This window comes from Bradyrhizobium sp. Leo114 (assembly GCF_055229415.2).
In genome coordinates this window covers 1-21372 of the sequence record NZ_JBUYEN020000042.1, presented here as the reverse complement: position 1 = coordinate 21372, position 21372 = coordinate 1, and the positions used below count along the sequence as shown (strand labels likewise).

At 63.0% G+C, this 21372-nt stretch carries 21 protein-coding genes; 13 read left to right on the top strand and 8 right to left on the bottom strand.

The annotated features are described in order from the left end of the window. The first annotated feature begins 113 nt into the window (after positions 1-113). Positions 114-1091 carry an ABC transporter substrate-binding protein gene (locus ACZIRK_RS35000; RefSeq protein ID WP_474419029.1) on the top strand — a complete coding sequence of 326 codons (978 nt, stop codon included), beginning with the start codon at positions 114-116 and terminating at the stop codon, positions 1089-1091. Between the two features lie 392 nt (positions 1092-1483). Here the strand turns inward: ACZIRK_RS35000 and ACZIRK_RS34995 are convergent, their stop codons facing one another. Beyond that, positions 1484-1783 carry an HU family DNA-binding protein gene (locus ACZIRK_RS34995; RefSeq protein WP_028164358.1) on the bottom strand — a complete coding sequence of 100 codons (300 nt, stop codon included), beginning with the start codon at positions 1781-1783 and terminating at the stop codon, positions 1484-1486. 437 nt (positions 1784-2220) lie between these two features. Here ACZIRK_RS34995 and ACZIRK_RS34990 point away from each other — a divergent pair, with 437 nt between their 5' ends. The 4 genes from ACZIRK_RS34990 to ACZIRK_RS34975 are packed head-to-tail and all read left to right on the top strand — an operon-like array spanning position 2221 to position 7296. Next, on the top strand, positions 2221-3837 hold the full coding sequence (locus ACZIRK_RS34990; RefSeq protein WP_474419028.1) for an ABC transporter substrate-binding protein: 1617 nt from the start codon (positions 2221-2223) through the stop codon (positions 3835-3837). Positions 3838-3861: 24 nt separating this feature from the next. After that, positions 3862-4839: an ABC transporter permease gene (locus ACZIRK_RS34985; protein ID WP_474419027.1), complete on the top strand. Its 978-nt coding sequence runs from the start codon at positions 3862-3864 to the stop codon at positions 4837-4839. 1 nt (position 4840) lies between these two features. Beyond that, positions 4841-5671 (top strand): ABC transporter permease, encoded by an 831-nt coding sequence (locus ACZIRK_RS34980; RefSeq protein ID WP_474419026.1) that lies wholly within the window; start codon positions 4841-4843, stop codon positions 5669-5671. Continuing rightward, on the top strand, positions 5668-7296 hold the full coding sequence (locus tag ACZIRK_RS34975) for an ABC transporter ATP-binding protein (RefSeq protein WP_474419025.1): 1629 nt from the start codon (positions 5668-5670) through the stop codon (positions 7294-7296). The genes ACZIRK_RS34980 and ACZIRK_RS34975 overlap by 4 nt, the downstream gene beginning before the upstream one ends. Here the strand turns inward: ACZIRK_RS34975 and ACZIRK_RS34970 are convergent. Together ACZIRK_RS34970 and ACZIRK_RS34965 are read right to left on the bottom strand one after the other, a co-directional pair. Continuing rightward, positions 7293-7880 (bottom strand): phasin family protein, encoded by a 588-nt coding sequence (locus ACZIRK_RS34970; protein WP_474419024.1) that lies wholly within the window; start codon positions 7878-7880, stop codon positions 7293-7295. The two genes, ACZIRK_RS34975 and ACZIRK_RS34970, sit on opposite strands and share 4 nt — an antisense overlap. 296 nt (positions 7881-8176) lie before the next feature. Then, positions 8177-9478 carry an NAD(P)/FAD-dependent oxidoreductase gene (locus ACZIRK_RS34965; RefSeq protein ID WP_474419023.1) on the bottom strand — a complete coding sequence of 434 codons (1302 nt, stop codon included), beginning with the start codon at positions 9476-9478 and terminating at the stop codon, positions 8177-8179. A 113-nt stretch (positions 9479-9591) separates the two neighbouring features. Between ACZIRK_RS34965 and ACZIRK_RS34960 the strand changes: the two genes are divergently transcribed. The 4 genes from ACZIRK_RS34960 (at position 9592) to ACZIRK_RS34945 (ending at position 13639) form a co-directional block, all read left to right on the top strand. After that, positions 9592-10446, top strand: coding sequence for a VOC family protein (locus ACZIRK_RS34960; RefSeq protein ID WP_474419022.1), 855 nt, complete (start codon positions 9592-9594; stop codon positions 10444-10446). A 114-nt stretch (positions 10447-10560) separates the two neighbouring features. Further along, complete coding sequence (locus tag ACZIRK_RS34955) at positions 10561-11883, top strand: ABC transporter substrate-binding protein (protein WP_474419021.1); 1323 nt, start codon at positions 10561-10563, stop codon at positions 11881-11883. Next, complete coding sequence (locus ACZIRK_RS34950) at positions 11880-12818, top strand: carbohydrate ABC transporter permease (protein WP_456643980.1); 939 nt, start codon at positions 11880-11882, stop codon at positions 12816-12818. Before ACZIRK_RS34955 ends, ACZIRK_RS34950 begins: the two co-directional genes overlap by 4 nt. Next, on the top strand, positions 12815-13639 hold the full coding sequence (locus ACZIRK_RS34945) for a carbohydrate ABC transporter permease (RefSeq protein WP_474419020.1): 825 nt from the start codon (positions 12815-12817) through the stop codon (positions 13637-13639). The genes ACZIRK_RS34950 and ACZIRK_RS34945 overlap by 4 nt, the downstream gene beginning before the upstream one ends. Before the next feature lie 126 nt (positions 13640-13765). On the opposite strand, the gene ACZIRK_RS34940 is transcribed toward ACZIRK_RS34945, so the two are convergent. The 5 genes from ACZIRK_RS34940 to ACZIRK_RS34920 all read right to left on the bottom strand — a co-directional run bounded on the left by ACZIRK_RS34940 (position 13766) and on the right by ACZIRK_RS34920 (position 18150). Continuing rightward, complete coding sequence (locus ACZIRK_RS34940; RefSeq protein ID WP_474419019.1) at positions 13766-14455, bottom strand: cysteine hydrolase family protein; 690 nt, start codon at positions 14453-14455, stop codon at positions 13766-13768. 98 nt (positions 14456-14553) lie between these two features. Then, positions 14554-15591: a YeiH family protein gene (locus tag ACZIRK_RS34935; protein ID WP_456644035.1), complete on the bottom strand. Its 1038-nt coding sequence runs from the start codon at positions 15589-15591 to the stop codon at positions 14554-14556. A 215-nt stretch (positions 15592-15806) separates the two neighbouring features. Beyond that, complete coding sequence (locus ACZIRK_RS34930; RefSeq protein ID WP_456643977.1) at positions 15807-16025, bottom strand: hypothetical protein; 219 nt, start codon at positions 16023-16025, stop codon at positions 15807-15809. Between the two features lie 204 nt (positions 16026-16229). Continuing rightward, a complete protein-coding gene (locus tag ACZIRK_RS34925; RefSeq protein ID WP_474419018.1) occupies positions 16230-17330 on the bottom strand; it encodes a BMP family ABC transporter substrate-binding protein in 1101 nt (366 codons plus the stop codon). Positions 17331-17397: 67 nt separating this feature from the next. Then, a complete protein-coding gene (locus ACZIRK_RS34920; RefSeq protein WP_474419017.1) occupies positions 17398-18150 on the bottom strand; it encodes a GntR family transcriptional regulator in 753 nt (250 codons plus the stop codon). Positions 18151-18390: 240 nt separating this feature from the next. Between ACZIRK_RS34920 and ACZIRK_RS34915 the strand changes: the two genes are divergently transcribed. From ACZIRK_RS34915 to ACZIRK_RS34900, 4 genes are all read left to right on the top strand, one after another. Then, complete coding sequence (locus ACZIRK_RS34915; protein ID WP_456643974.1) at positions 18391-18555, top strand: hypothetical protein; 165 nt, start codon at positions 18391-18393, stop codon at positions 18553-18555. Continuing rightward, positions 18552-19484, top strand: coding sequence for a DUF1989 domain-containing protein (locus ACZIRK_RS34910; RefSeq protein WP_474419016.1), 933 nt, complete (start codon positions 18552-18554; stop codon positions 19482-19484). The genes ACZIRK_RS34915 and ACZIRK_RS34910 overlap by 4 nt, the downstream gene beginning before the upstream one ends. A 3-nt stretch (positions 19485-19487) precedes the next feature. Next, positions 19488-20153 carry a flavin reductase family protein gene (locus ACZIRK_RS34905; protein ID WP_474419015.1) on the top strand — a complete coding sequence of 222 codons (666 nt, stop codon included), beginning with the start codon at positions 19488-19490 and terminating at the stop codon, positions 20151-20153. Between the two features lie 75 nt (positions 20154-20228). Beyond that, a complete protein-coding gene (locus ACZIRK_RS34900) occupies positions 20229-21242 on the top strand; it encodes a formamidase (protein WP_474419014.1) in 1014 nt (337 codons plus the stop codon). Positions 21243-21372: the final 130 nt, after the last annotated feature.

Below are 21372 nucleotides of genomic sequence, written 5' to 3'. Positions count from 1 at the left end.
TGCGCCAATACAGATTTCCGTTTCGTTGACTGCGCGGGGTTCGCTCATAGACTCGATGGAACGCTCATGTGCTCTCTGCGCAATGGGCGAATGAAATCACAAAAGAGATGGACATGCGCAGGCTCACTCGCTTTCACTCCGTTACGCGCAAGCTGGCGACTGCATTCGTCGCTACCGCAATCACCCTTTCCTCAGTCCTCGCAGCGCTGGCCGACGACGCAATCGTGTTGCGGGTCGGCGACCAGAAGGGCGGCAACCGTTCGCTGCTCGACATCTCAGGTTTCGGAAAGAATCCGCCCTACAAGATCGAGTGGTCGGAATTTCCTGCGGCCGCGCCGATCCTCGAAGCCTTGAACGCGGGCGCGCTCGACGTCGGCTATACCGGCGACCTCTCCTTCCTGTCGGTCTATGCATCGGGTGCGCCGATCAAGGCGATCGGTGGCACGCGGTCCGACGCCAGGACGCAAGCCATCCTGGTGCGCGAGGATTCGCCGATCAAGACCGCGGCTGATCTCAGGGGCAAGCGTCTCGCCGGCACGCGAGGCGGCTGGGGGCAATTCCTGATCGACGCGACGCTGGAGAAATCCGGCTACAAGCTCGAGGACGCGGCGTTCGCGCCGCTCGGCCCGGTCGATGCCAAGATCGCACTGCTTGCGGGATCGATCGACGCCTGGGCGGTGTGGGAGCCCTATATTTCGTTTGCGACGCTGAGGGACAAAGCACGCGTCGTTGCCGACGGCCAAGGCCTGACGCCGACGATCACCTTCATTGTCGCCTCCGATAACGCTATCGCCACCAAGCGCGCCGCGGTCCAGGACCTGCTGCAGCGACTGAACAAGGCACGGCTGTGGTCGCTCGATCATCTCGCCGACTATGCGAAGAACACGGCCGAGCTGACCAAACTTCCGGAGGACGTGCTGCTGAGCGCCTATACCGCGCAGAAGACCAGCCCGATCGCAATCGACGAGAACGTGGTCAAGGAAGTGCAGGAAGCCTCCGACCGCGCCACACGCTACGGCATCCTGTCGAAGACGATCGACGTCGGCAAAGCCGTCGATCGCAGCTTCACCGCGGGCGCCAGTCTGAATTGATTGTCTCTTGAAAGGGCGGTTGGTGCCGCCGCGATGGACGCTGCGCCCCCTCTCCCGCTTGCGGGAGAACATTGGGCTGAGGGTGTCTCCACGATGGGACCATCCGTGAGGAGAGAGCTCTCACCCGGCGCTAAGCGCCGACCTCTCCCGCAAGCGGGAGAGGTGTCGTAAAGCGAGGAGACGTCGGATGCCCGGTCCTCTTCATCTTGCGCTCATCGTCGCGGGCCACCTGGCCTGCATGGCCCTGCTCGTGGGGCTTTCGTTTTGATGGCTTGTTCCCACGAGCGCTGATTGCCGCGCCCCGCGTTGCGGAGGGATAGAGGGTCAGGCCTCACGCGAACGCCGGGCGCGCTTCATAGCAAAAAGGCCCCCGCTTCCGGAGGCCTTTTGCCTTAGACCGCGTCCTTGGCGGCCTTGACCGGGCGAGCCCGGACGACCTTGCGGGCCGGCTTGGCCTTGAACACCGTCTCTTCGCCGGTGAAGGGGTTGATGCCCTTGCGCGCCTTGGTCGCGGGCTTCTTGATCACCACGAACTTCGCGAAGCCGGGGACGAGGAACACGCCGTTCTTCTTCAGCTCCTTATGACCGACGTCCGTGAGGGTATCCATCACGTTCTTGACGTCGCGCTTGGAGAGTTCGGTGGTGGTCGCGATCTTCTCGATCAGTTGCGACTTCGACAGTTGGGTAGCCATGGTTGCTCCATTGATTCTGGAAACGGCACGTTATGGCGGAAACTGGCTAAAAAAACAGGGTTTTCAGCATTCTTCACAGCTATATCGCCGCTGATACACCGGAATCCTGCGTTTTTCCCGGGTTTTTTGGCTGGTCGAGGCTCGCCACCGCCTCAGACAGCCCCTCCATACGCCCGCGAACGGGCCAGCCGGCACCCTGCCGACCCCTATTTTTCCGCTGCAGATTCGCACTCAGTGATTCGCGGTCCCTGCCGAAGCTCGCCTCACTGAGCCGCAGCCGACAACGCCGGTCTGGTGTGGGGCCAGGACAATGATCGTTCAGATTGCGCGGCAATTGAGAAAATGACCTGGGGTTCCCCTCCCCACACAACATCGGCTAAAGACGGCCTGCGGCCCCACGCCGCGCGCTGCCCGACGCTACTTTCTGGAGACCTTGTATGGATTTGGCCCGCCTCGAGATCAACCGCCGCACCGCACTTCTGACGTCGGCCGCCATCGCCGCCAACGTCATCAACCCGATGCGGGCATTTGCGCAGGAGACGCCGCGCAAGGGCGGCGTGTTCAACGTCCACTACGGCGCCGAGCAGCGCCAGCTCAATCCGAGCCTGCAGGCCTCGACCGGCGTCTACATCATCGGCGGCAAGATCCAGGAGAACCTGGTCGACCTCGACGCCGACGGCAAGCCGGTCGGCGTGCTCGCCGAGAGTTGGGAAGCCACCCCCGACGGCAAGACGGTCACCTTCAAATTACGCAAGGGCATCACCTGGCACGACGGCAAGCCGTTCACCTCTGACGACGTCGCGTTCACCGCGATGAACATGTGGAAGAAGATCCTGAACTACGGCTCGACGCTGCAACTGTTCCTGACCGCCGTCGACACGCCCGATCCGCAGACCGCGATTTTCCGCTACGAGCGGCCGATGCCGCTCAACCTGCTGCTGCGCGCCCTGCCGGACCTCGGCTACGTCTCAGCCAAGCACCTCTATGAGAATGGCGACATTCGTCAGAACCCGACCAACCTGGCGCCAGTCGGCACCGGCCCGTTCAAGTTCGTCAGATATGAGCGCGGGCAATACATCATCGCCGACCGCAATCCCGACTACTGGCGGCCGAACGCGCCCTATCTCGACCGCATCGTCTGGAAGGTGATCACCGACCGCGCCGCCGCCGCGGCGCAGATGGAGGCCGGCGAACTGCACTACAGCCCGTTCTCCGGGCTCACGATCTCGGACATGGCGCGGCTTGGGAAGGACAAGCGCTTCATCGTCTCCACCAAGGGCAACGAGGGCAACGCGCGCACCAACACGATCGAGTTCAACTTCCGCCGCAAGGAACTTTCCGACATCCGCGTCCGCCGCGCCATCGCGCATGCGATCAACGTGCCGTTCTTCATCGACAACTTCCTCGGCGATTTCGCCAAGCTCGGCACCGGCCCGATCCCCTCGACCTCGACCGACTTCTATCCGGGTGCGGACACGCCGCAATATCCTTACGACAAGGCCAAGGCGGTCGCGCTGCTCAATGAAGCCGGCTACAAGCCGGGCCCCGGCGGCACGCGCTTCTCGCTCCGGCTGTTGCCCGCACCGTGGGGCGAGGACATCTCGCTGTGGTCGACCTTCATCCAGCAATCGCTGCAGGAGATCGGCATCCCCGTGGAGATCGTGCGCAATGACGGCGGCGGGTTCCTGAAGCAGGTTTACGACGACCACGCCTTCGACCTCGCCACCGGCTGGCACCAGTACCGCAACGATCCCGCGGTATCGACCACGGTCTGGTATCGATCCGGCCAGCCCAAGGGCGCGCCCTGGACCAATCAATGGGACTGGGAAAACAAGACAGTCGACAAGACCATCGACGATGCGGCCACCGAGGTCGATCCGGTCAAGCGCAAGGCGCTCTATGCCGAGTTCGTCAAGGAAGTGAATACGGAACTGCCGGTCTGGATGCCGATCGAGCAGATCTTCGTCACAGTCATCACGGCAAAAGCCCGCAACCACTCAAACACGCCCCGCTGGGGCTCGTCGAGCTGGCACGATCTTTGGCTTTCCGCGTGATCCTCAATACGTCAAGATGAGACCATGCGCATCTTGAGCCTTGCGGGGCGGCGGCTCGCCGCCTCGATCCCGACCCTGTTCCTGATCCTGATTGGCGTCTTCCTGCTGCTGCAGATGGCGCCGGGCGACACCGTCGACGCGCTGATGGCGCAAATGGGCGGCGGCGACGCCGCGACTGCGCGCGAATTGCGCCAGTTCTACGGGCTCGACCTGTCAATCCCGATGCAGCTCGCCAACTATCTCTGGCGCCTGGTCCGGCTCGATCTCGGTTTCTCCTCGATCTATGGCAAGCCGGTCGCCTCCGTGATCCTGGAGCGGCTGCCGCCGACCATCCTCCTGATGACGGCGTCGCTGTCGTTCGCGTTCTTCTTCGGCCTCGTGTTCGGCGTGATCGCCGCGCGCGGCGTCAACCGCTGGCCGGATACGCTGATTTCGACGCTCGGCTTGATCTTCTATGCAACGCCGTCGTTCTGGTTCGGCCTAATGGCAATTGTGGTGTTCTCGGTCTACCTGCAATGGCTGCCGTCGGGCGGTTTCGAGGATATCGGCACCGTGCAGACCGGCATCTGGCGCGTGCTCGACATCGCAAGGCACCTCATGCTGCCCACCTTGACGCTCGGGCTGATCTTCCTTGCCATTTACCTGCGCATCATGCGCGCCTCGATGCTTGAGGTGCTCAACCTCGATTTCGTCCGCACCGCCCGCGCCAAAGGCCTGGACGAGACCCACGTCGTGACACGGCATGTGCTGCGCAATGCCCTGCTGCCGATGGTGACGCTGATCGGGTTGCAGGCCGGCACCATGCTCGGCGGCTCGGTCGTCGTCGAAAGCGTGTTCTCGCTCCCGGGCCTCGGGCGGCTGGCCTACGAATCCGTGGTGCAGCGTGACCTCAATACGCTGCTCGGCATCGTCTTCGTCTCGGCCCTGCTCGTGATCGTGGTCAACTTCGTGACCGACCTCCTCTATGCGCGGCTCGATCCGCGGATCTCGGCGGATAGCTGACATGGACGTGCTGAAACGCTATTTCCGCAGCCCCGCCGCGGTGATCGGCCTGGTCCTGCTGCTCGTCGTGATCGCGATGGCGATCAGCGCCGGCTTCCTCTATCCGCGCGATCCGCTGTCGCTCGCAGGGCGCCCGCTGATCTGGCCGTTCTCCAACCCGCGTTTCCTGCTCGGCACCGACAATTCCGGGCGCGATATCGCCGCGCAAATTTTCTACGGCGCGCGGATCTCGCTTCTGATCGGCGGCGTCGCGACGGCGATCGCGATCCTGATCGGGATCCTGGTCGGCGCCTTTGCCGGCTATTATGGCGGCTGGGTCGACAATGTCCTGATGCGGATCACAGAGGCATTCCAGACCCTGCCGAATTTCGTGCTGCTGCTGGTGCTGGTCGCGGTGTTCGGCTCGACGCTGACGACCGTCACCATTGCGGTCGGCGTCGTATCCTGGCCGGCGCCGGCGCGATTGACCCGTGCCGAGTTCCTCTCACTGCGCAACCGCGAGTTCGTCCAGGCCGGCAAGACGCTGGGGATGCGGGACATCAAGATCATCCTCGGCGAGATTCTGCCCAATGCGCTGCCGCCGGTCATCGTCTATGCCAGCGTCGTGATGGCGGTCGCGATCCTCCTGGAGAGCGCGCTCGCTTTCCTCAGACTATCCGATCCCAATGTCGCCTCGTGGGGCAATCTGATCGGGCTCGGCCGCGACGTGCTGCGCGTGCAGTGGTACGTCTCGGCGATCCCTGGGATCGCCATTCTCGTCACCGTGCTCGCGGTATCGCTGGTCGGCCAGGGGCTGAATGATGCGCTCAATCCGAGGCTGAAGAGCCGATGAGCGACGCCATTCTTTCGCTCGAGAAGTTGAGCGTGCGCCTGCCGGAGGGCGCCGACCGGCCCCATGCGCTGTCGGACATTTCGCTGTCGATCGCCTCGAACGAGATCCTCTGCGTGGTCGGCGAATCCGGCTCCGGCAAGTCGATGATGGCGAACACCATCATGCGGCTATTGCCGAACGAGGTGAAAATCGAGAATGGCCGGATGCTGTTCGAGAGCCGCGATCTCTGCGCCGCCGATACGGCCGAGATGCGCGAGGTGCGTGGCGCCGGCATCGCCATGATCTTCCAGGAGCCGATGACCGCGCTCAACCCGCTGCGCACCATCGGCGACCAGATCGGCGAAATGTTCTCGATCCACACCGAACTATCGAAAGCCGAGATCAACGCGCGCGTGCTGGCGCTGCTCGCCGACGTCCGCATTCCCGATCCCAAGCTGGCCGCAAAGGCCTATCCGCATGAGCTTTCCGGCGGCCAGCGCCAGCGCGCCATGATCGCGATGGCGCTGGCGCTCGACCCAAAGCTCCTGATCGCAGACGAGCCGACCACCGCACTCGACGTCACCACGCAGGCGCAGATATTGAAGCTGATCCGCGACCTGCAGCAGCGCAAGAAGACGGCGGTGCTGTTCATCACGCACGATTTCGGCGTGGTCGCCGAGATCGCAGATCGCGTCGTGGTGATGCAGCACGGCAGGATCGTCGAACAGGGCACGGCTCACCAGATGCTGAGCCATCCGGCGCATCCCTACACCAGGCAGCTCATTGCCGCCGTACCACCGCTGAAAGCACCGCCGCCACGGCCGCTGTCGAGCGAGAACATCCTGACCATTTCCGACGTCTCAAAGACCTATCGCACCGGCGGCTTCCTCGGACGTGGCGCGCGCGTCACGGCCGCGGTCAAGGATACCTCTCTCGATCTGCCCAAGGGCGCAACGCTTGGCATCGTCGGTGAATCTGGCTCGGGCAAGTCGACCCTAGCGCGCTGCATCGTGCGCCTGATCGATCCCGATACCGGATCGATCGTGCTCAATGGCAAGGACTGGGCAAAACTGTCGCGCGAACAAGTCCGCCGCGAAACCCGGCATATCCAGATGGTGTTCCAGGATCCCTTTGCCTCGCTCAACCCGCGCCGCAAGGCGGCCGAGTTGGTGGCACAAGGCCCCATTGTCCACGGCACGCCGCGCGCCACGGCGATTGCCGAAGCCAGGAAATTGTTCGAACTGGTCGGGCTTGATCCGTCCGCCGGCGATCGCTACCCGCATGAATTCTCCGGCGGCCAGCGCCAGCGCATCGGGCTGGCACGGGCACTGGCGCTGAAGCCTGACGTGCTGGTCGCGGACGAGCCGGTCTCCGCGCTCGACGTTTCCGTGCAGGCGCAGGTATTGAAGCTCTTGGCCGATCTGCGCCAGCGGCTCGGCCTCTCCATCATCTTCATCACCCACGATCTGCGCGTCGCCGCGCAGATCTGCGACCTCGTCGCCGTGATGAAGGATGGCGCGGTCGTCGAGCAGGGATTGGCCGCCGACGTGTTCGGCCACCCGAAGCATCCCTACACAAAGGCGCTGCTGGATTCGATTCCAGGCGGCGATTTCGCGCGCGAGCACGAAACGGCGAGTATGCTCTAGGCGGCGCGCCGTTCGATAGTCTGAGCCATGCGCTTCGCGCTATCGTCAGCCGCCTTGAGCGACATGTCGGCCATTCGTCGGCCGCATCCCACAGCGTTCTCCACGGTTTCTCGCACAAAATCACTTTGGACGGCGAGAACATCCTGAGGAGTACGGCAGCGCCACAATTCGTTCATGCGGTTCATACTGCACTCCATTTGGTGCCGGACGAATGCCAGATACTCTTGCGACATCCCGCTCATCCCTTTGGCAATTGCGGTGGTGGACTGAAGGACGCTGGCGGCGCTGTGAGCCGACCTTTCGGTTGCACGTTGTGCTTCCTCCGATAGTCCAAGTGCACCACCAAATTGATCGGTGGAGCGGCCCATGACCGCTGTCGTCATATCCAGGCCGAACCGCAGGGCGCTCTGTACCGCCTCGGCATTTTGGCGCAGCAGATCGGTGCTAGCCCGAGCCATCTCTTGACTGGCCTCAGCCGCGGTTTCTCCAATCCGTCTGGTCTGTTCAGCAGTTCTCTCGCTGACGCGCCGAACTGCATCCTCGGCGGCTTGAGTAGACTTATCCTCTGGACGTGGATTTGCCATCTGTTGCCTCCTCGTTATTGATTGTAGTTGGATATTGCAGTCGGGATTCCCGTGCGACTGGATCGCTGAACAGCGGGGCGAATCCTTCGCAACCAAACGCGGTGAGCTTACAACCGTTCCGGCATTTCTTGAGCTTTTGGGATGCTCTATAGGCGCCGGCTCCAAACTCGATTTCTGCGGCCTGGAACTCGGGCAGCCAGCTGCTCATCAAGCCGGGGCGTACATTGGATGATATCCGAGTTAGGTCAGGAATGCTCTCCTGACGGATATCGCGCTCGGCACAGCGTTCCCCTGCTCTAGATCTCCCGCGCGTCGCGGCGGCGGTAGACCAATAGCATCAAGGGCGCGAGCTTTCGCAGCAGTCCATGCGCAGCAATCGGCCGCGCGTCGGTGAACGGCAGCGCCAAGTCTTTCACCGCTACGCCTTGCACCGCCTTTGCAAACTCGGCGCCAATCGCAATCGTCAGCGCCACTGCGCGGCCGTTGCAGCCGGTCCAGCCATAGGCGTCGGGGCCGAGCTGGTGGAAGCGCGGCAGGAAATCGGTGGTCATGCCGACATAGCCGCTCCAGACGTGATCGAAGGAGATTTCGCCGATCTGCGGCCACAAGCGTTGCAGCCGTTCGGCCACCCTCGCCTTCAGCCGCGCGGCCTTGTCGCCCGGGCCGACCACGGCGCCGCCGGTGACGAGCCGGTTGCGCGCGTCGTAGCGCGCGAAATAGAGCTCGCCATGAGTATCGGACATCGCCTGCCGTCCCGGGATGATGGACTTGCGGATATTGTCCGACAATGGTTGCGTCGCCATCTGCCAGGACAGCACCGGCATCACCTCGGTCGCGATCTCCGGCACCAATGATTTCACGATCTCCCCGCTATAGGCATTGGTCGCGACCACCAGCGCGCGGCCCGAGATCTCGCCGTTGGCGGTCTTCACCACCCAGCGGTTATTCCTCCGCTCGAAACTCTCGACCGGAGAGCGCGCATAGATGCGTCCGCCGAGATCAAGCACGGCGCGCGCGAGCCCCCGCGCCAGCGCCAGCGGATTGATGTGGCCGCCGCTCCTGTTCCAGAAGCCGCCGTACCACGCATCCGAGCCCAGCATGTCGCGGACCTGATCGCGTGACAGCAATTCGACCGGCGCGCCGAATTTCGACCATTGCCGCACCCGCCGCTCGGCGATCTTGATGCGGCCGGGCGAATGCACCGGCTGCACCCAGCCGGCCTGCTCCTGCTCGGCCTGGATATCGTATCGCCTGGCGACGTCGAACAGCGTCGAGGCGCTGTCGCGCAGCAAGCCGACAAAGCGCTCGCCGGCTGCGCGATGCTTGGCGACGATGTCCTCCGGATCGGGCCGCGACAAGGTCGGGATCACCTGGCCGTTGTTGCGCCCCGAGGCGCCCCAGCCCGGCTCCATCGCCTCGACGACAGCCACGTCCACGCCGGCCTCGCGCAAATGCAGCGCGGTCGACAGCCCCGTGAAACCGCCACCGATCACGACCACGTCGGCCTGCCGGGCGCCGGTCAATTCGGGCAGATCAGGCCCCGCGGGCGTCACTGCCGCCCATAGGGAATCGGGCCAGCGGACATCTGTTCTTTCCATCATCAATCTCTTCACGAGCGTTGCTCGGCGGCCAATGGGAACGTCGGCTTGCGGGCGCCGGATCGATCTGTTTAGTGTAGTACGCCATCTATCCATGCCGGGGAAACAACAGAGTGTCACTCAAGAACGTCATCGGAATCGATCACGCCGTGATCATGGTGAAGGATCTCGACCGGGCTGCCGACAACTGGAAGCATCTCGGCTTTACCGTTTCGCCGCGCGGCACCCATAGCGCGCATATGGGATCCGGCAACTACACCATCATGCTCGACCCCGACTATATCGAGCTGCTCGGCGTGCTCACCCCGACCGAGCACAACGCGCCGGCGCGGGCATTCCTGGAGCAGCGCGGCGAAGGCATCGAGCGCATCGCATTCACCGCGGTCGATTCGGCTGCGGGTGCCGAGGAGATCCGCGCGCGTGGTTACGCGCCGATCGGCCCAACTGATTTCGAGCGGCCGGTGACGATGCCTGATGGCTCGCTGTCGGCGGCCAAATTCCGCACCTTCCAATGGCCTACCGCGGAGGCGCCGGGCGGCGTGCGCATCTTCGCCTGCCAGCACAAGACCCGTGAGACGGTGTGGATTCCGGAATTGATGACGCACGCCAACGGTGCGAAACGCCTGAGACAAGTGCTGATCGTGACATCAGAGCCGGCCAAGGATGCTGCGCATCTGTCTGAGATGATCGATGTCGCAACAAGGAACGAAGCCGATGGCGCCGTCACTGTCCCCTCGGGCTCTGACCGCGCGGACTTCGTGTTCGCGACAAAGGACCAACTCGGCAAACGCTATCCCGGCGTCTCGCTGGCCGCGCTGCCCGAACGCGGCGGCGCCGGCCTGGTGATCGCGGCCGATGTTAGTGCAGCGGAGAAGGCACTGGGCCCGATCGGCGTACACAGTGCGGGCGCGATCTGCGTACCGCCTGCGGCGGGCAACGGCACGTTGCTTGCTTTCGTCAAGGCATAATCGACCAACCACTCGCGCGACAATTGTAGTGTATTGTCGCGCACATTAGGGCTAGGCAGAGCCCGCGCAGACGCTAGTATCTCTCCCAAACAAAAAACGAGCAGGGAGAGAATTATGACGGATCACCAGATCTCGCGCCGGCAGCTTTTGGCCGGCACGGCTGCGGCCGGCGCGCTCAGCCTCACCGGATTTCCGGCGCGCGCCGACATCGACTGGAAGAAATATAACGGCACCAAGCTCGAGGTGATCCTCGCCAAGGGGCCGCGCGGCGACAATCTGCAAAAATACATCAAGGAATTCACCGCGCTCACCGGCATCCAGGTCGAGTCCGAGCAGATCCCCGAGCAGCAGCAGCGCCAGAAATGCGTCATCGAGCTCGCTTCGGGCAAGCCGAGCTTCGACGTCGTGCATCTGAGCTATCACGTGCAGAAGCGGCAATTCGAGAAGGGCGGCTGGCTCGCCGATCTCTCCGGCTATTTGAAGGACCCGAATTTCACTCCGCCCGATCTGGTCGAAAGCGATTTCTCCGCCGCCGGACAGCAATACGCCAAGAACGACAAGGGCCAGATGCTGTCGCTGCCGTGGTCGGTCGACTATTTCATCCTCTATTACAACAAGGAGCTGTTCCAGAAGAAAGGCGTCGAGGTGCCGAAGACGCTGGACGAGATGGTGGTGGCCGCCGAGAAGCTCACCGACCCCAAGGAAGGCACCTTCGGTTTTGTCGGGCGCGGCCTGCGCAACGCCAACATGGCGATGTGGACCAACTTCTACCTCAACTATGGTGGCGAATTCCTCGACAGCAAGGGCAACATCCTGACCGACGGCCCCGAGGCGATCGAAGCCACCAAGCTGTACCAACGGCTGCTCACCAAATCGGCGCCTCCAGGCGTCGCCGGCTTCAACTGGATGGAATCGATGGCCTCGTTCACGCAAGGCAGGTCCGCGATGTGGATCGATGCCGACGGCTGGGCGCCGCCGCTGGAAGACCCGACCGCCTCGCGCGTCGTCGGCAAGGTCGGCTACACCCTCGTGCCCGCCGGCCCCAAGGGCGCGTTTTCCTCGACCTATGGCGACGGCATCGGCATCGCCGCGGCGAGCAAGAACAAGGAAGCCGCCTATCTGTTGTGCCAATGGGTGGTCTCCAGGACGCAGGCTGCGCGATTGCTGCAGGCCGGCGGCGGCGTGCCGTTCCGCAATTCGATCGTAAACGACCCTGATGTCGCCAAGGGTGTGAAGACTCAGGAATGGCTGAAGTCGGTCGTCGACTCCGCCAAGATCAGCAAGCTCGGACTGCCCGTCATCATCCCCGTCGCCGAATTCCGCGACATCGTCGGCGCGGCGCTCACCGCGACGCTCTCCGGCGCCGATCCCGCGACGGAGTTGAAGAAGGCGCACGAGCAATTCCGGCCCATCCTGGAACGCAGCGAAAAAGCGTGAGCACGATAACCGAGACGACTCCGGCCGCGACGGAAACCTCCGCCGCGCCGGAGCAGGAATGGCATCGCCCCACCTACTGGCCTTTCGTGCTGCCGGCGCTCATCGTCGTACTGGCCGTGATCGTGTTTCCCTGGCTGTTCACGATCTGGATGAGCTTCAACGAGTGGAAGGTCGGCTCGCCCACCACCTTCGTCGGCTTTGCCAATTATCTGCGCTTGCCGAACGATCCGCGTTTCGTCGAGGCGGTCGGACACACCATCATCTACACCGCGCTGTCGGTGATATTGCCGCTGATCTTCGGCACGCTCGCGGCCGTGGTGTTCCACCAGCGCTTTGCCGGGCGCGGCTTCCTGCGCGGCGTCTTCATCATGCCGATGATGGCCACGCCCGTGGCGATCGCGCTGGTCTGGACCATGATGTTCCACCCGCAGCTCGGCGTGCTCAACTATCTCTTGTCGCTGGTCGGCCTGCCGCCCCAGCTCTGGGTGTTCAATCCCGCGACCGTCATTCCATCGCTGGTGCTGGTCGAGACCTGGCAATGGACGCCGCTGGTGATGCTGATCGTGCTCGGCGGCCTCGCCGCGATCCCGACCGAGCCCTATGAGAGCGCGGAGATCGACGGCGCCGGCTTCTGGCAGATGTTCCGCTACATCACGCTGCCGCTGATCATGCCGTTCCTGTTCATCGCTGGGATGATCCGCATGATCGACGCGGTGAAGAGTTTCGACATCATCTTCGCGATCACGCAAGGCGGCCCCGGCTCTGCCTCGGAGACCATCAATCTCTATCTCTACAGCGTCGCCTTCGTGTATTACGATTTGGGCTACGGCTCGGCGATCGCGGTGGTGTTCTTCCTCTTGATCGTGCTGCTCGCGGCGGTGCTGCTCTACTTGCGCAAGCGGATGCTGTGGACCGAGATCGGAGGCGGCGCATGAGCCCGCGCCAACTGCTGGGCCAGATTGGCCTCTGGTTCTCGGTGTTCGTGATCGTGTCGCCGGCGATCCTGTTCTTCCTCTGGATGATCTCGCTGTCGCTGAAGTACGAGATCGACAACGCCGCCTATCCGCCGGTGTTCATCCCCGAGCAGTTCGCCTGGAAGAACTATACCGAGGTGCTCGCCTCCAACCGCTTCCTGACCTATTTCTTCAACAGCCTCATCGTAACGGGCGGCGCGACGCTGCTGGCGATGCTGGTCGGCGTGCCCGCCGGCTACGGCATCGCGCGGATGGCGGCGCATAAATCGGCGATCGTGATCCTGATCGCGCGCATCACGCCGGGGCTGTCGTATCTGATCCCGCTGTTTCTGCTGTTCCAATGGCTGGGACTGCTCGGCACGCTGGTGCCGCAGATCATCATCCATCTCGTGGTCACCGTGCCGATCGTGATCTGGATCATGATCGGCTATTTCGAGACAACGCCGCTGGAACTCGAGGAAGCCGCACGGATCGATGGCGCCACGCGCTGGCAGGTGTTCCGTCACGTCGCGCTGCCGATCGCGCGCCCCGGACTTGCCGTTGCCTTCATCCTTGCGGTGATCTTCTCCTGGAACAATTTCGTGTTCGGCATCGTGCTGGCGGGACGCGAGACGCGCACGTTACCGGTTGCCGTCTACAACATGATCTCGTTCGACCAGTTGAGCTGGGGTCCGCTCGCCGCCGCGGCGCTGCTCGTGACCTTCCCGGTGCTGCTGCTCACGGTGTTCGCCCAGCGCCAGATCGTCGCCGGGCTTACTGCGGGTGCGGTCAAGGGTGGATGACTTCGTGGCCGCGCCGCCGCTGCATCCCCTCATCCTGAGGAGCTTGCGGAGCAAGCATCTCGAAGGATGAGGCCACCAGCCGGGCCTCATGGTTCGAGACGCGCTACGCGCTCCTCACCATGAGGGTCAGCCAATCTTCAAGGCCTCCAATACCGCCGCTGAGCTCGCGACCCAGCCGAAGATGCCGCCCTGGGCCTTGATCATCTTCAGGCCCATCTCGTGAAATTCGGGAAAATAGGATGCGCAGCCGTCGGAGATAACGACGCAGCGATAGCCGCGGTCATTGGCCTCGCGCACGGTGGTGTTGACGCAGACCTCGGTGGTGACGCCACACACCAAGAGATTATCGATGCCGTATTTCTGCAGCACATCGCCCATCTCGGTCGCGTAGAACGCGCCCTTGCCGGGCTTGTCGATCACGATCTCGCTGTCGAGCGGATAGAGCTCGGGGATGATGTCGTGGCCGGCCTCGCCGCGGATGAGGATGCGGCCCATCGGACCGGGATCGCCGATGCGCAAGGATGGCGCGCCACGCTCGACCTTGGCGGGCGGCGCGTCGGAAAGGTCGGGCAGATGCCCTTCGCGGGTATGGATCACCAGCATGCCGGCATCGCGCGCCGCCGACAGCAACGCGCCGATCGGCTTCACGGCGCGCGCAAGCTGGCTGACGTCATTGCCGAGCGTTTCACCGAAGCCGCCGGGCTCCATGAAATCGCGCTGCATGTCGATGATGACGAGCGCGGTCTTGGTCCAGTCGAGCGCGATCGGCTCCGGCTCCGCGACGATCTTCCCCAAAGGATCGCTTGAGTTCGCCATGACGTGCGTGCCCCGAACAAGAGAATTCCTGATCGGGGATTAAGCAAGCGCCGTGCCATTGTGTACAATTCGAGATCGTGCACTCCCGGACGCAGCCCTCATCTGAAGAGATGGACGAGCCCGATGCTGATGGCGAGCAGCACCAACAGCGACAGCGTGACCGCGGCTGTCACGCGTCCTCCGACGGTGGCGATGACGCGGATATCAACGCCGAGGCCAAGGGCCGCCATCGACAGGACGGTGAGCAGGACCGCCGCCTTTGTCACCAAGGGGACCACGGCATCCGGAACGAGTTCGAACGATCGGAGCGCAGCAAGGACCAGAAAGCCGATGATGAACCAGGGCACGAGTTTGAACGGACTGATCGATGCCGCCTTCTCGTTCGTGCGGCGGCTGGCAACAAATAGCGAAAGGCCGATCACGATCGGTCCCAGCATCAGCACGCGCACCAGTTTCACCAGCGTCCCGATCTGCGTGCTGACGATGCCGGCAGGCACGGTGGCGGCAAGCACCTGGGGAACGGCATAGACGGTAAGTCCGGCCAGGATGCCGTATTGCGTCGCCGTCAATCCCAGGAGCGGGATCAGCAAGGGCAATCCCAGCACCATCAGCACGCCGAGAATGGCGGTGAATGAGATCGACGAGGCGATGTCGTCGCTGTGGGCGTCGATCACGGGGGCAACGGCCGCGATTGCCGAATTCCCGCAGATCGAATTGCCACACGCGATCAGGATCGACAGCTTGGTCGGCAGGCCCAGCACGCGGCTGACCCCAAAACTGAGCGCCAGCATGATCGCGACTGTCCCTGCGATCGCGCCGATCAGCGCCAGGCCGGACGCCGCAATCGCGGCGAAGCTGATCGAGGCCCCCAGCAGCACGACGGCGACTTCGAGCAGTTGCTTGGCGCTGAAGGCGATCCCCGAGCGCCATCGCTCGGACGGATTCCAGGCGGTGCGGATCGCCATTCCCAGGAGGATCGCGATCACCAGGGCTTCCACATAGGGATGGTCGAAGGCCCGTTCCTCCAGATGCTGGACGCCGACCGCGACGATCGTGATCGCGCCGCACAGCACGATGCCGGGAAGAAGGCTAAATGTGCGGGCGACGGCGCTGGGACGCCCTGCTGTTTCCTTGATACCATTGGTATTATCAGCCACGGTGGCACTCCCTATCGGGGAATAATTTATGCGCCTACCGTGATGTTTTGGCTAATATATTCTCCGATGTCCCCAGTCACGAGAAGTTATATTCCGTGACAAGGATAACCCGGACTGACGCGGCCGGTCCATGGTGCCCATGGCGGGCGGCGCGGGGCTTTCGGCTATACGAAGGAGAGTGACCGGATCTGAGGTCAGAGGGCTGCGAACAGGCCCTGCGCCCAGGCAACGGCGCGGTCGAAATTGAAGACGCCAGCCTCAAAATAGGCGGCGCGGGCGATCACGATGCCAGCAACGAGCAGCCAGAACGCGCTGGTGCCGGCACGCAGCAGCCAGGAGGACGCACGTCCAGGGGCGCGAACGCTCTCAGCCGTCATCGGCTCGCCAAACGCATCAAATCCGGGATTGCTCATGGCCGCTTCCATTGAAACCGACCTCAAATGTCGTCAATTGCAGCCAGGAAGCAATGGTAGCGAAATGTCTTTTGCGGCAGCGACTTGGAAGCGCGTTCCCCGACGCCGGCTCAGGGAAGAATTTTTATCCCCGCAGCTCCAAATCGTGCGGAAATGGCCGCCGAAGCTACCCGGCCTGCGCCAGCACGGCCGGCCTCAGGGACCTCAGACCGTACCGACAACTCCCTCGACCAGATAGTCGGTCGTCTCCAATGCGGGATCATAGAGCCCGGTGTCCTTGGAGGTGATGACCTTGCCGGTATTGCTCTTCACGCCGGCGACGAAGATCGGCTTGCCGGCCTTCAGCTCGGCGATTGCGGCGGTGGCGGCATTGCGGCCGGCTTCGCTGCAGCCGGCTCCGAACGGCGAACTCACCACCATGTCCTTGTCGTAGCCGCCGATCACCATGTTCGGCAGCTTCTCGCCCTTGGCGATCATGCCGGCAAAGCTCTTGTAGACCGTCTCCCATTTCAGCTCCGCGCCGGTGATGAATCCCTTGGGCGCGAGATCCGCCTGGTTGGCGTTATGGCCGCAGCTCTTCACGCCGCGCTTTTCGGCGGTCTCGATCACCACCTTCGGGCTGTCGATGTGGCAGGCGATGATGTCGCAGCCGGCGTCGACCAGCGCGTTGGCCGCTTCCGCCTCGCGCACCGGCAACGCCCAGTCGCCGGTGATGATGAGCTGCACCGTGACATCGGGATTAACCTTGCGCGCGCCGAGCATGAACGAGTTGACGTTGCGGAGCACCAGGGGGATCGGCTTTGCGGCGATATAGCCGATCTTGTTGGCCTTGGTGGACAGGCCCGCGGCAATGCCGTTCACATAATGGCCCTGATCGAGATAGCAGAAATAGCCACCGGCGTTGGCGGGATGCTTGTCGGCCTGCCAGAGCGAGGTCGGATGGCGGAATTCGACCTTCGGATACTTCTTCGCCGCATCGACCATGAACGGGTTGAAGTAGCCGAACGACGTCGGGAACAGCAGCGTCGCACCGTCGATGTTGATCATCGACTCCATGGTTTTCGCAACCGCCACGGTCTCCGGCACCTTCTCTTCTTCGACGACCTTCACGCCCGGCACATCCTTGAGCGCCTTGGCGGCGACCGCGTGGGCCTGGTTCCAGCCATAGTCCTGGCGAGAGCCGACATAGATGATGCCGACCGTGAGCTCAGCGGCGCGCGCCGGCTGGCCGAGAGCGGAGAGAACGAGGGGACTTGCGGCGGCGCCAGCGAGAAAGGTGCGGCGGGAAAGTGGAGGCGTGGTCATTGATACTCTCCTTGATCGCCGAACCATTGGCGCGGCTGTGATACTGGTGATGAAATCCTGTCCCCGGTCATTTCGCGGCCCGTGCCTTGCGCCGCGGCAGGCGCGCGATCTTGGATCCGCTGCCGGTCTCCGCCGCTTCCGTGTAGCGAGACAGCACCGCGCCGAGATCGAATTGCGCATCGCGATCCTGATCGAGCAGCGCCCTGTGCTCGACCGCGCCGAGGTGATGGTCCATCAGCTCGATCGCAACCTCGGCATTGCGGCTGCGCAGCGCAGCCACGATTTCGCGATGTTCGTTGACGGCGCAGTCGGCGGAATGCGGCCGGCCGTACAGCGCCAGGATCAACGAGCAGCGCGATACCACTTCGCCGAGATAGCGGCGGAACAGACTGTTGCCCGCGAGCTCGCCAAGCTTGACATGGAATTCGCCGGCGAGGCGGATGGAGACTCTCGCTTCGCCAGCCTTGCGCGCAGCTTCTTCCTTGCGGACATGCCCTTCGAGCTCGGCGCCGAATTCCGGCCGCCAGCGCGCGATCACCAGCCGCACCACTTCGCGTTCGAGCGTGCGGCGGACCTCGAAGACTTCCCTCGCCTCCTCCAGCGTCGGCTTGGCCGTGGTGGCGGTGCGCCGCGGCGGCGCATCGACCAGACCTTCCGATTGAAGCTGCGCCAAGGCTGCGCGCACCAGCGTGCGGCTCATGTGAAACTGAGCACCGAGCTCGTCCTCCGGCAGCTTCGTGCCCGGCGGCAACGCCTGCTCGATGATCGCCTGGCGCAGCGCCTGGCAGGCAACATCAACGCGGGTCGATTTCTTGCTCATCCGAAATCCGCATGCGCCGTCGGACGAGAATGCGTCCGCGATTGCGCATACGATAGTTCGGCATTTCGTACACAGGATGCGGCAATATTGGTCGATGCGCTCGAATAAACGGCAGCACGACGCTCAAAGTTTGCGCTTCGAATGCGCGGCAAAACGCAGGATAACTGCAGCTCGATATCCGATTGGGTGTAATTCTGTATACAGGATTTTACTATCTCGGATCGCTGCGGAGGGAATGCCATGAAGGAAACAGTCGTTAAGTTACGATTGAACCAGCAACAGCTTGAACTGATGGACCGCACCATCGCGCAGGGTGTGGCGCGTGATCGCGCGGCGCTGGTCCGTCTCGCGCTGCGCGAATACGCCGCCAACCGGAAGGCCGAGACCGCGAGAAGCTCGCGATGACCACGCGCAAGATCATATCGGAATGGCTACTCGAGCCGGGCACCGGCAAGGCGATCGAATTGTTGAAGGGGCAGATCCTGCGCATCGAGCAGGTCGAAGGCGGCCAGTGCGCCGACTTCAACTGCTTCAACCTGCATGACTACAAGGAGTTCATGCATTGCGGCCGCACCCGCACCGTGCACGGCTTTCATCCGACCAAAGGCACCTTCATGTGGTCGGCGCCGCCACGCGAGCGCGCGATGCTCTATATTCTGGAGGACACCGTCGGCCGCAATGACGTGCTGTTCCCGCGCTGCAGCGCCTATGTCTATGAAGCGGCCTACGGCTTTGCCGTTCACACCAATTGCCACGACATCCAGGCGGAAGCGCAGCGCGAATATGGGCTGACGCCCGACGACGTGCACGATTCCTTCAACCTGTTCATGTGCACCGGCGTCGACGCCGACGGCCATGCCTACATGACCCGTCAGACCACCAAGCCCGGCGACTATGTCGACCTGCTGGCACTGATGGATGTGCTGGCGGTCCCCAATGTCTGCGGCGCCGACGTGATGAAGACCAGCAACTTTGCGCTGAAGCCGCTGAAGCTCACGGTGTTCGAGGCGACCGAAGCCGATCTCGCCAACGTGCCGAAGACGCCCGTGCTCGCGAGCCAGCGAACGCCCAAGGATTTCAGGAACCCGATCATCAAGAGCGACCGCGCCTTGCGGCGGGATCCCGACTACAAGCCGGAGTTTCCGAACACGCCGATCGTGCTCACCGAACTTCCGATCACACTGACCGCGGAGGAAATCGCGATGTTCGACGCGGTCAAACTCACCGACATCTACGGTGATGACGACGCGGCGGCGTTGCGCGACATCCTGTTCTCCTGGTGGGAAGAGCGCTTCCTGCAGGCGCATGCCGGGGCGCCGGCGATCGAGGCCTGAGCGATGGACGCGATCCCGGCTCCGGACGAAGTCACCTTCGACTTCCGCAAATTGTCGGCGCGCGAGCGCTACAAACTGATGATCGGCACCGTGGTGCCGCGGCCGATCGCGCTGGTAACGACAGTCGATCCAATGGGGCGCATCAATGCCGCGCCGTTCAGTTTCTTCAACTGCCTCTCCGCGGACCCGCCGATCCTCGCGCTCGGGGTGGAAAACCATCCCGATATGTCGTTCAAGGACACCGCACTGAACATCCGCCTGACCGAAGTCTTCACCGTTAACATCGTCGCGCACGCGATTGCGGAAGCGATGCATGTCTGCGCAGTGCCGTTTGCGGCCGGCCACGACGAGCTCAGGGCCGCGGGGTTGACGGCGATGCCGGGCACTGCTGTGGCCTCGCCCTGGATCAAGGAGGCTCCCGCTGCCTTCGAATGCCGCCGCCATGTCACGCTGGAACTGGGAAAATCCCGCCAGATCATTCTCGGCGAGATTGTCTTTGCACATTATCAGCGCGAGGTGATCGATGCCGAGCGCCTGTACATCGATCCGGCCAGACTCGACGCGATCGCACGTCTTGGCGGCAACACCTGCGCCACCATCCGCGACCGCTTCGAGATGCTGACGCCGACGATGGAGGAATTCGAGGCAATGGCGGCGCCTGAAAAATAGTCTTTCGATGCAAACAGAAATCGGATTTTCTTCGCTTAATCCCAGAAACGACCAGCACTGAACAGGGAGTTCGACATGAACGGACTTGGCGGCCTCAATAAATCACCCAACGGCGTCGTGATCGGGCTTGTTCAACTGCAATTGCCGATCGTGGCGACCAAAGTCGATCTGGCGAAGCAGACCGAGAAGATCGTCTGGATGGTCGGCAAGGCGCGGCGCAATCTGTCCACGATGGACCTCGTCGTGTTTCCGGAATACTCGCTGCACGGCCTGTCGATGGACACCAATCCCGAGATCATGAGCCGGCTCGATGGGCCGGAGGTCGCCGCTTTCAAGCGGGCCTGCATCGACAACAAAATCTGGGGCTGCTTCTCCATCATGGAGTACAACCCCGACGGCAACCCTTACAATTCAGGCCTGATCATCGACGACCACGGCGATATCAAGCTTTACTATCGCAAATTCCATCCCTGGATTCCGGTCGAGCCGTGGGAGCCCGGCGACATCGGCATTCCCGTGATCGAGGGACCGAAGGGCGCCAAGATCGCTCTCATCATCTGCCATGACGGCATGTTCCCCGAGATGGCGCGCGAATGCGCCTACAAGGGCGCGGAGATCATGATCCGCACCGCCGGTTACACCGCGCCGATCCGCGAGAGCTGGCGTTTTACGAATCAGGCCAACGCGTTCCAGAATCTGATGGTGACGGCCAATGTCTGCATGTGCGGCTCCGATGGCTCGTTCGATTCCATGGGCGAAGGCATGATCGTCAATTTTGACGGCACCATCATCGCCCACGGCACCACCGGCCGCGCGGACGAGATCATCACCGCCGAGGTGCGCCCTGACCTGGTACGCGAGGCGCGGATCAACTGGGGCGTCGAGAACAATATCTATCAGCTCTGGCACCGCGGCTATGTCGCGGTGAAGGGCGGCGCGATGGATTGTCCCTACACGTTCATGCAGGACATGGTCGCAGGTAACTTCCGCCTGCCGTGGGAAGACCAGGTGAAGATCACCGACGGCACCTCCTGCGGCTTCCCAGCGCCGACGCGGATGTTCGGCAAAACAGCGAAAGCGGCGGAGTGATTTGTAGATGGGGTAACGGGCCGCGGTCTGCCCTCCAAGCAAGCCGCGCTTGCTACGGCGCTATGGGTGGCGCGCTGCGCGCGGCTTGCTTGGAGGGCGGGCGGTCGTCCCTCACATTGATGGTGTGACG

Bases quoted from the DNA above. Each gene is read 5' to 3' on its own strand.
- ACZIRK_RS34965 (WP_474419023.1), bottom strand. From the start codon at position 9,478: ATGGAAAGAACAGATGTCCGCTGGCCCGATTCCCTATGGGCGGCAGTG.
- ACZIRK_RS34990 (WP_474419028.1), top strand. From the start codon at position 2,221: ATGGATTTGGCCCGCCTCGAGATCAACCGCCGCACCGCACTTCTGACG.
- ACZIRK_RS34910 (WP_474419016.1), top strand. From the start codon at position 18,552: ATGACCACGCGCAAGATCATATCGGAATGGCTACTCGAGCCGGGCACC.
- ACZIRK_RS34920 (WP_474419017.1), bottom strand. From the start codon at position 18,150: ATGAGCAAGAAATCGACCCGCGTTGATGTTGCCTGCCAGGCGCTGCGC.
- ACZIRK_RS34975 (WP_474419025.1), top strand. From the start codon at position 5,668: ATGAGCGACGCCATTCTTTCGCTCGAGAAGTTGAGCGTGCGCCTGCCG.
- ACZIRK_RS34900 (WP_474419014.1), top strand. From the start codon at position 20,229: ATGAACGGACTTGGCGGCCTCAATAAATCACCCAACGGCGTCGTGATC.
- ACZIRK_RS34980 (WP_474419026.1), top strand. From the start codon at position 4,841: ATGGACGTGCTGAAACGCTATTTCCGCAGCCCCGCCGCGGTGATCGGC.
- ACZIRK_RS34915 (WP_456643974.1), top strand. From the start codon at position 18,391: ATGAAGGAAACAGTCGTTAAGTTACGATTGAACCAGCAACAGCTTGAA.
- ACZIRK_RS35000 (WP_474419029.1), top strand. From the start codon at position 114: ATGCGCAGGCTCACTCGCTTTCACTCCGTTACGCGCAAGCTGGCGACT.
- ACZIRK_RS34970 (WP_474419024.1), bottom strand. From the start codon at position 7,880: ATGGCAAATCCACGTCCAGAGGATAAGTCTACTCAAGCCGCCGAGGAT.
- ACZIRK_RS34930 (WP_456643977.1), bottom strand. From the start codon at position 16,025: ATGAGCAATCCCGGATTTGATGCGTTTGGCGAGCCGATGACGGCTGAG.
- ACZIRK_RS34940 (WP_474419019.1), bottom strand. From the start codon at position 14,455: ATGGCGAACTCAAGCGATCCTTTGGGGAAGATCGTCGCGGAGCCGGAG.
- ACZIRK_RS34985 (WP_474419027.1), top strand. From the start codon at position 3,862: ATGCGCATCTTGAGCCTTGCGGGGCGGCGGCTCGCCGCCTCGATCCCG.
- ACZIRK_RS34945 (WP_474419020.1), top strand. From the start codon at position 12,815: ATGAGCCCGCGCCAACTGCTGGGCCAGATTGGCCTCTGGTTCTCGGTG.
- ACZIRK_RS34905 (WP_474419015.1), top strand. From the start codon at position 19,488: ATGGACGCGATCCCGGCTCCGGACGAAGTCACCTTCGACTTCCGCAAA.
- ACZIRK_RS34995 (WP_028164358.1), bottom strand. From the start codon at position 1,783: ATGGCTACCCAACTGTCGAAGTCGCAACTGATCGAGAAGATCGCGACC.
- ACZIRK_RS34925 (WP_474419018.1), bottom strand. From the start codon at position 17,330: ATGACCACGCCTCCACTTTCCCGCCGCACCTTTCTCGCTGGCGCCGCC.
- ACZIRK_RS34955 (WP_474419021.1), top strand. From the start codon at position 10,561: ATGACGGATCACCAGATCTCGCGCCGGCAGCTTTTGGCCGGCACGGCT.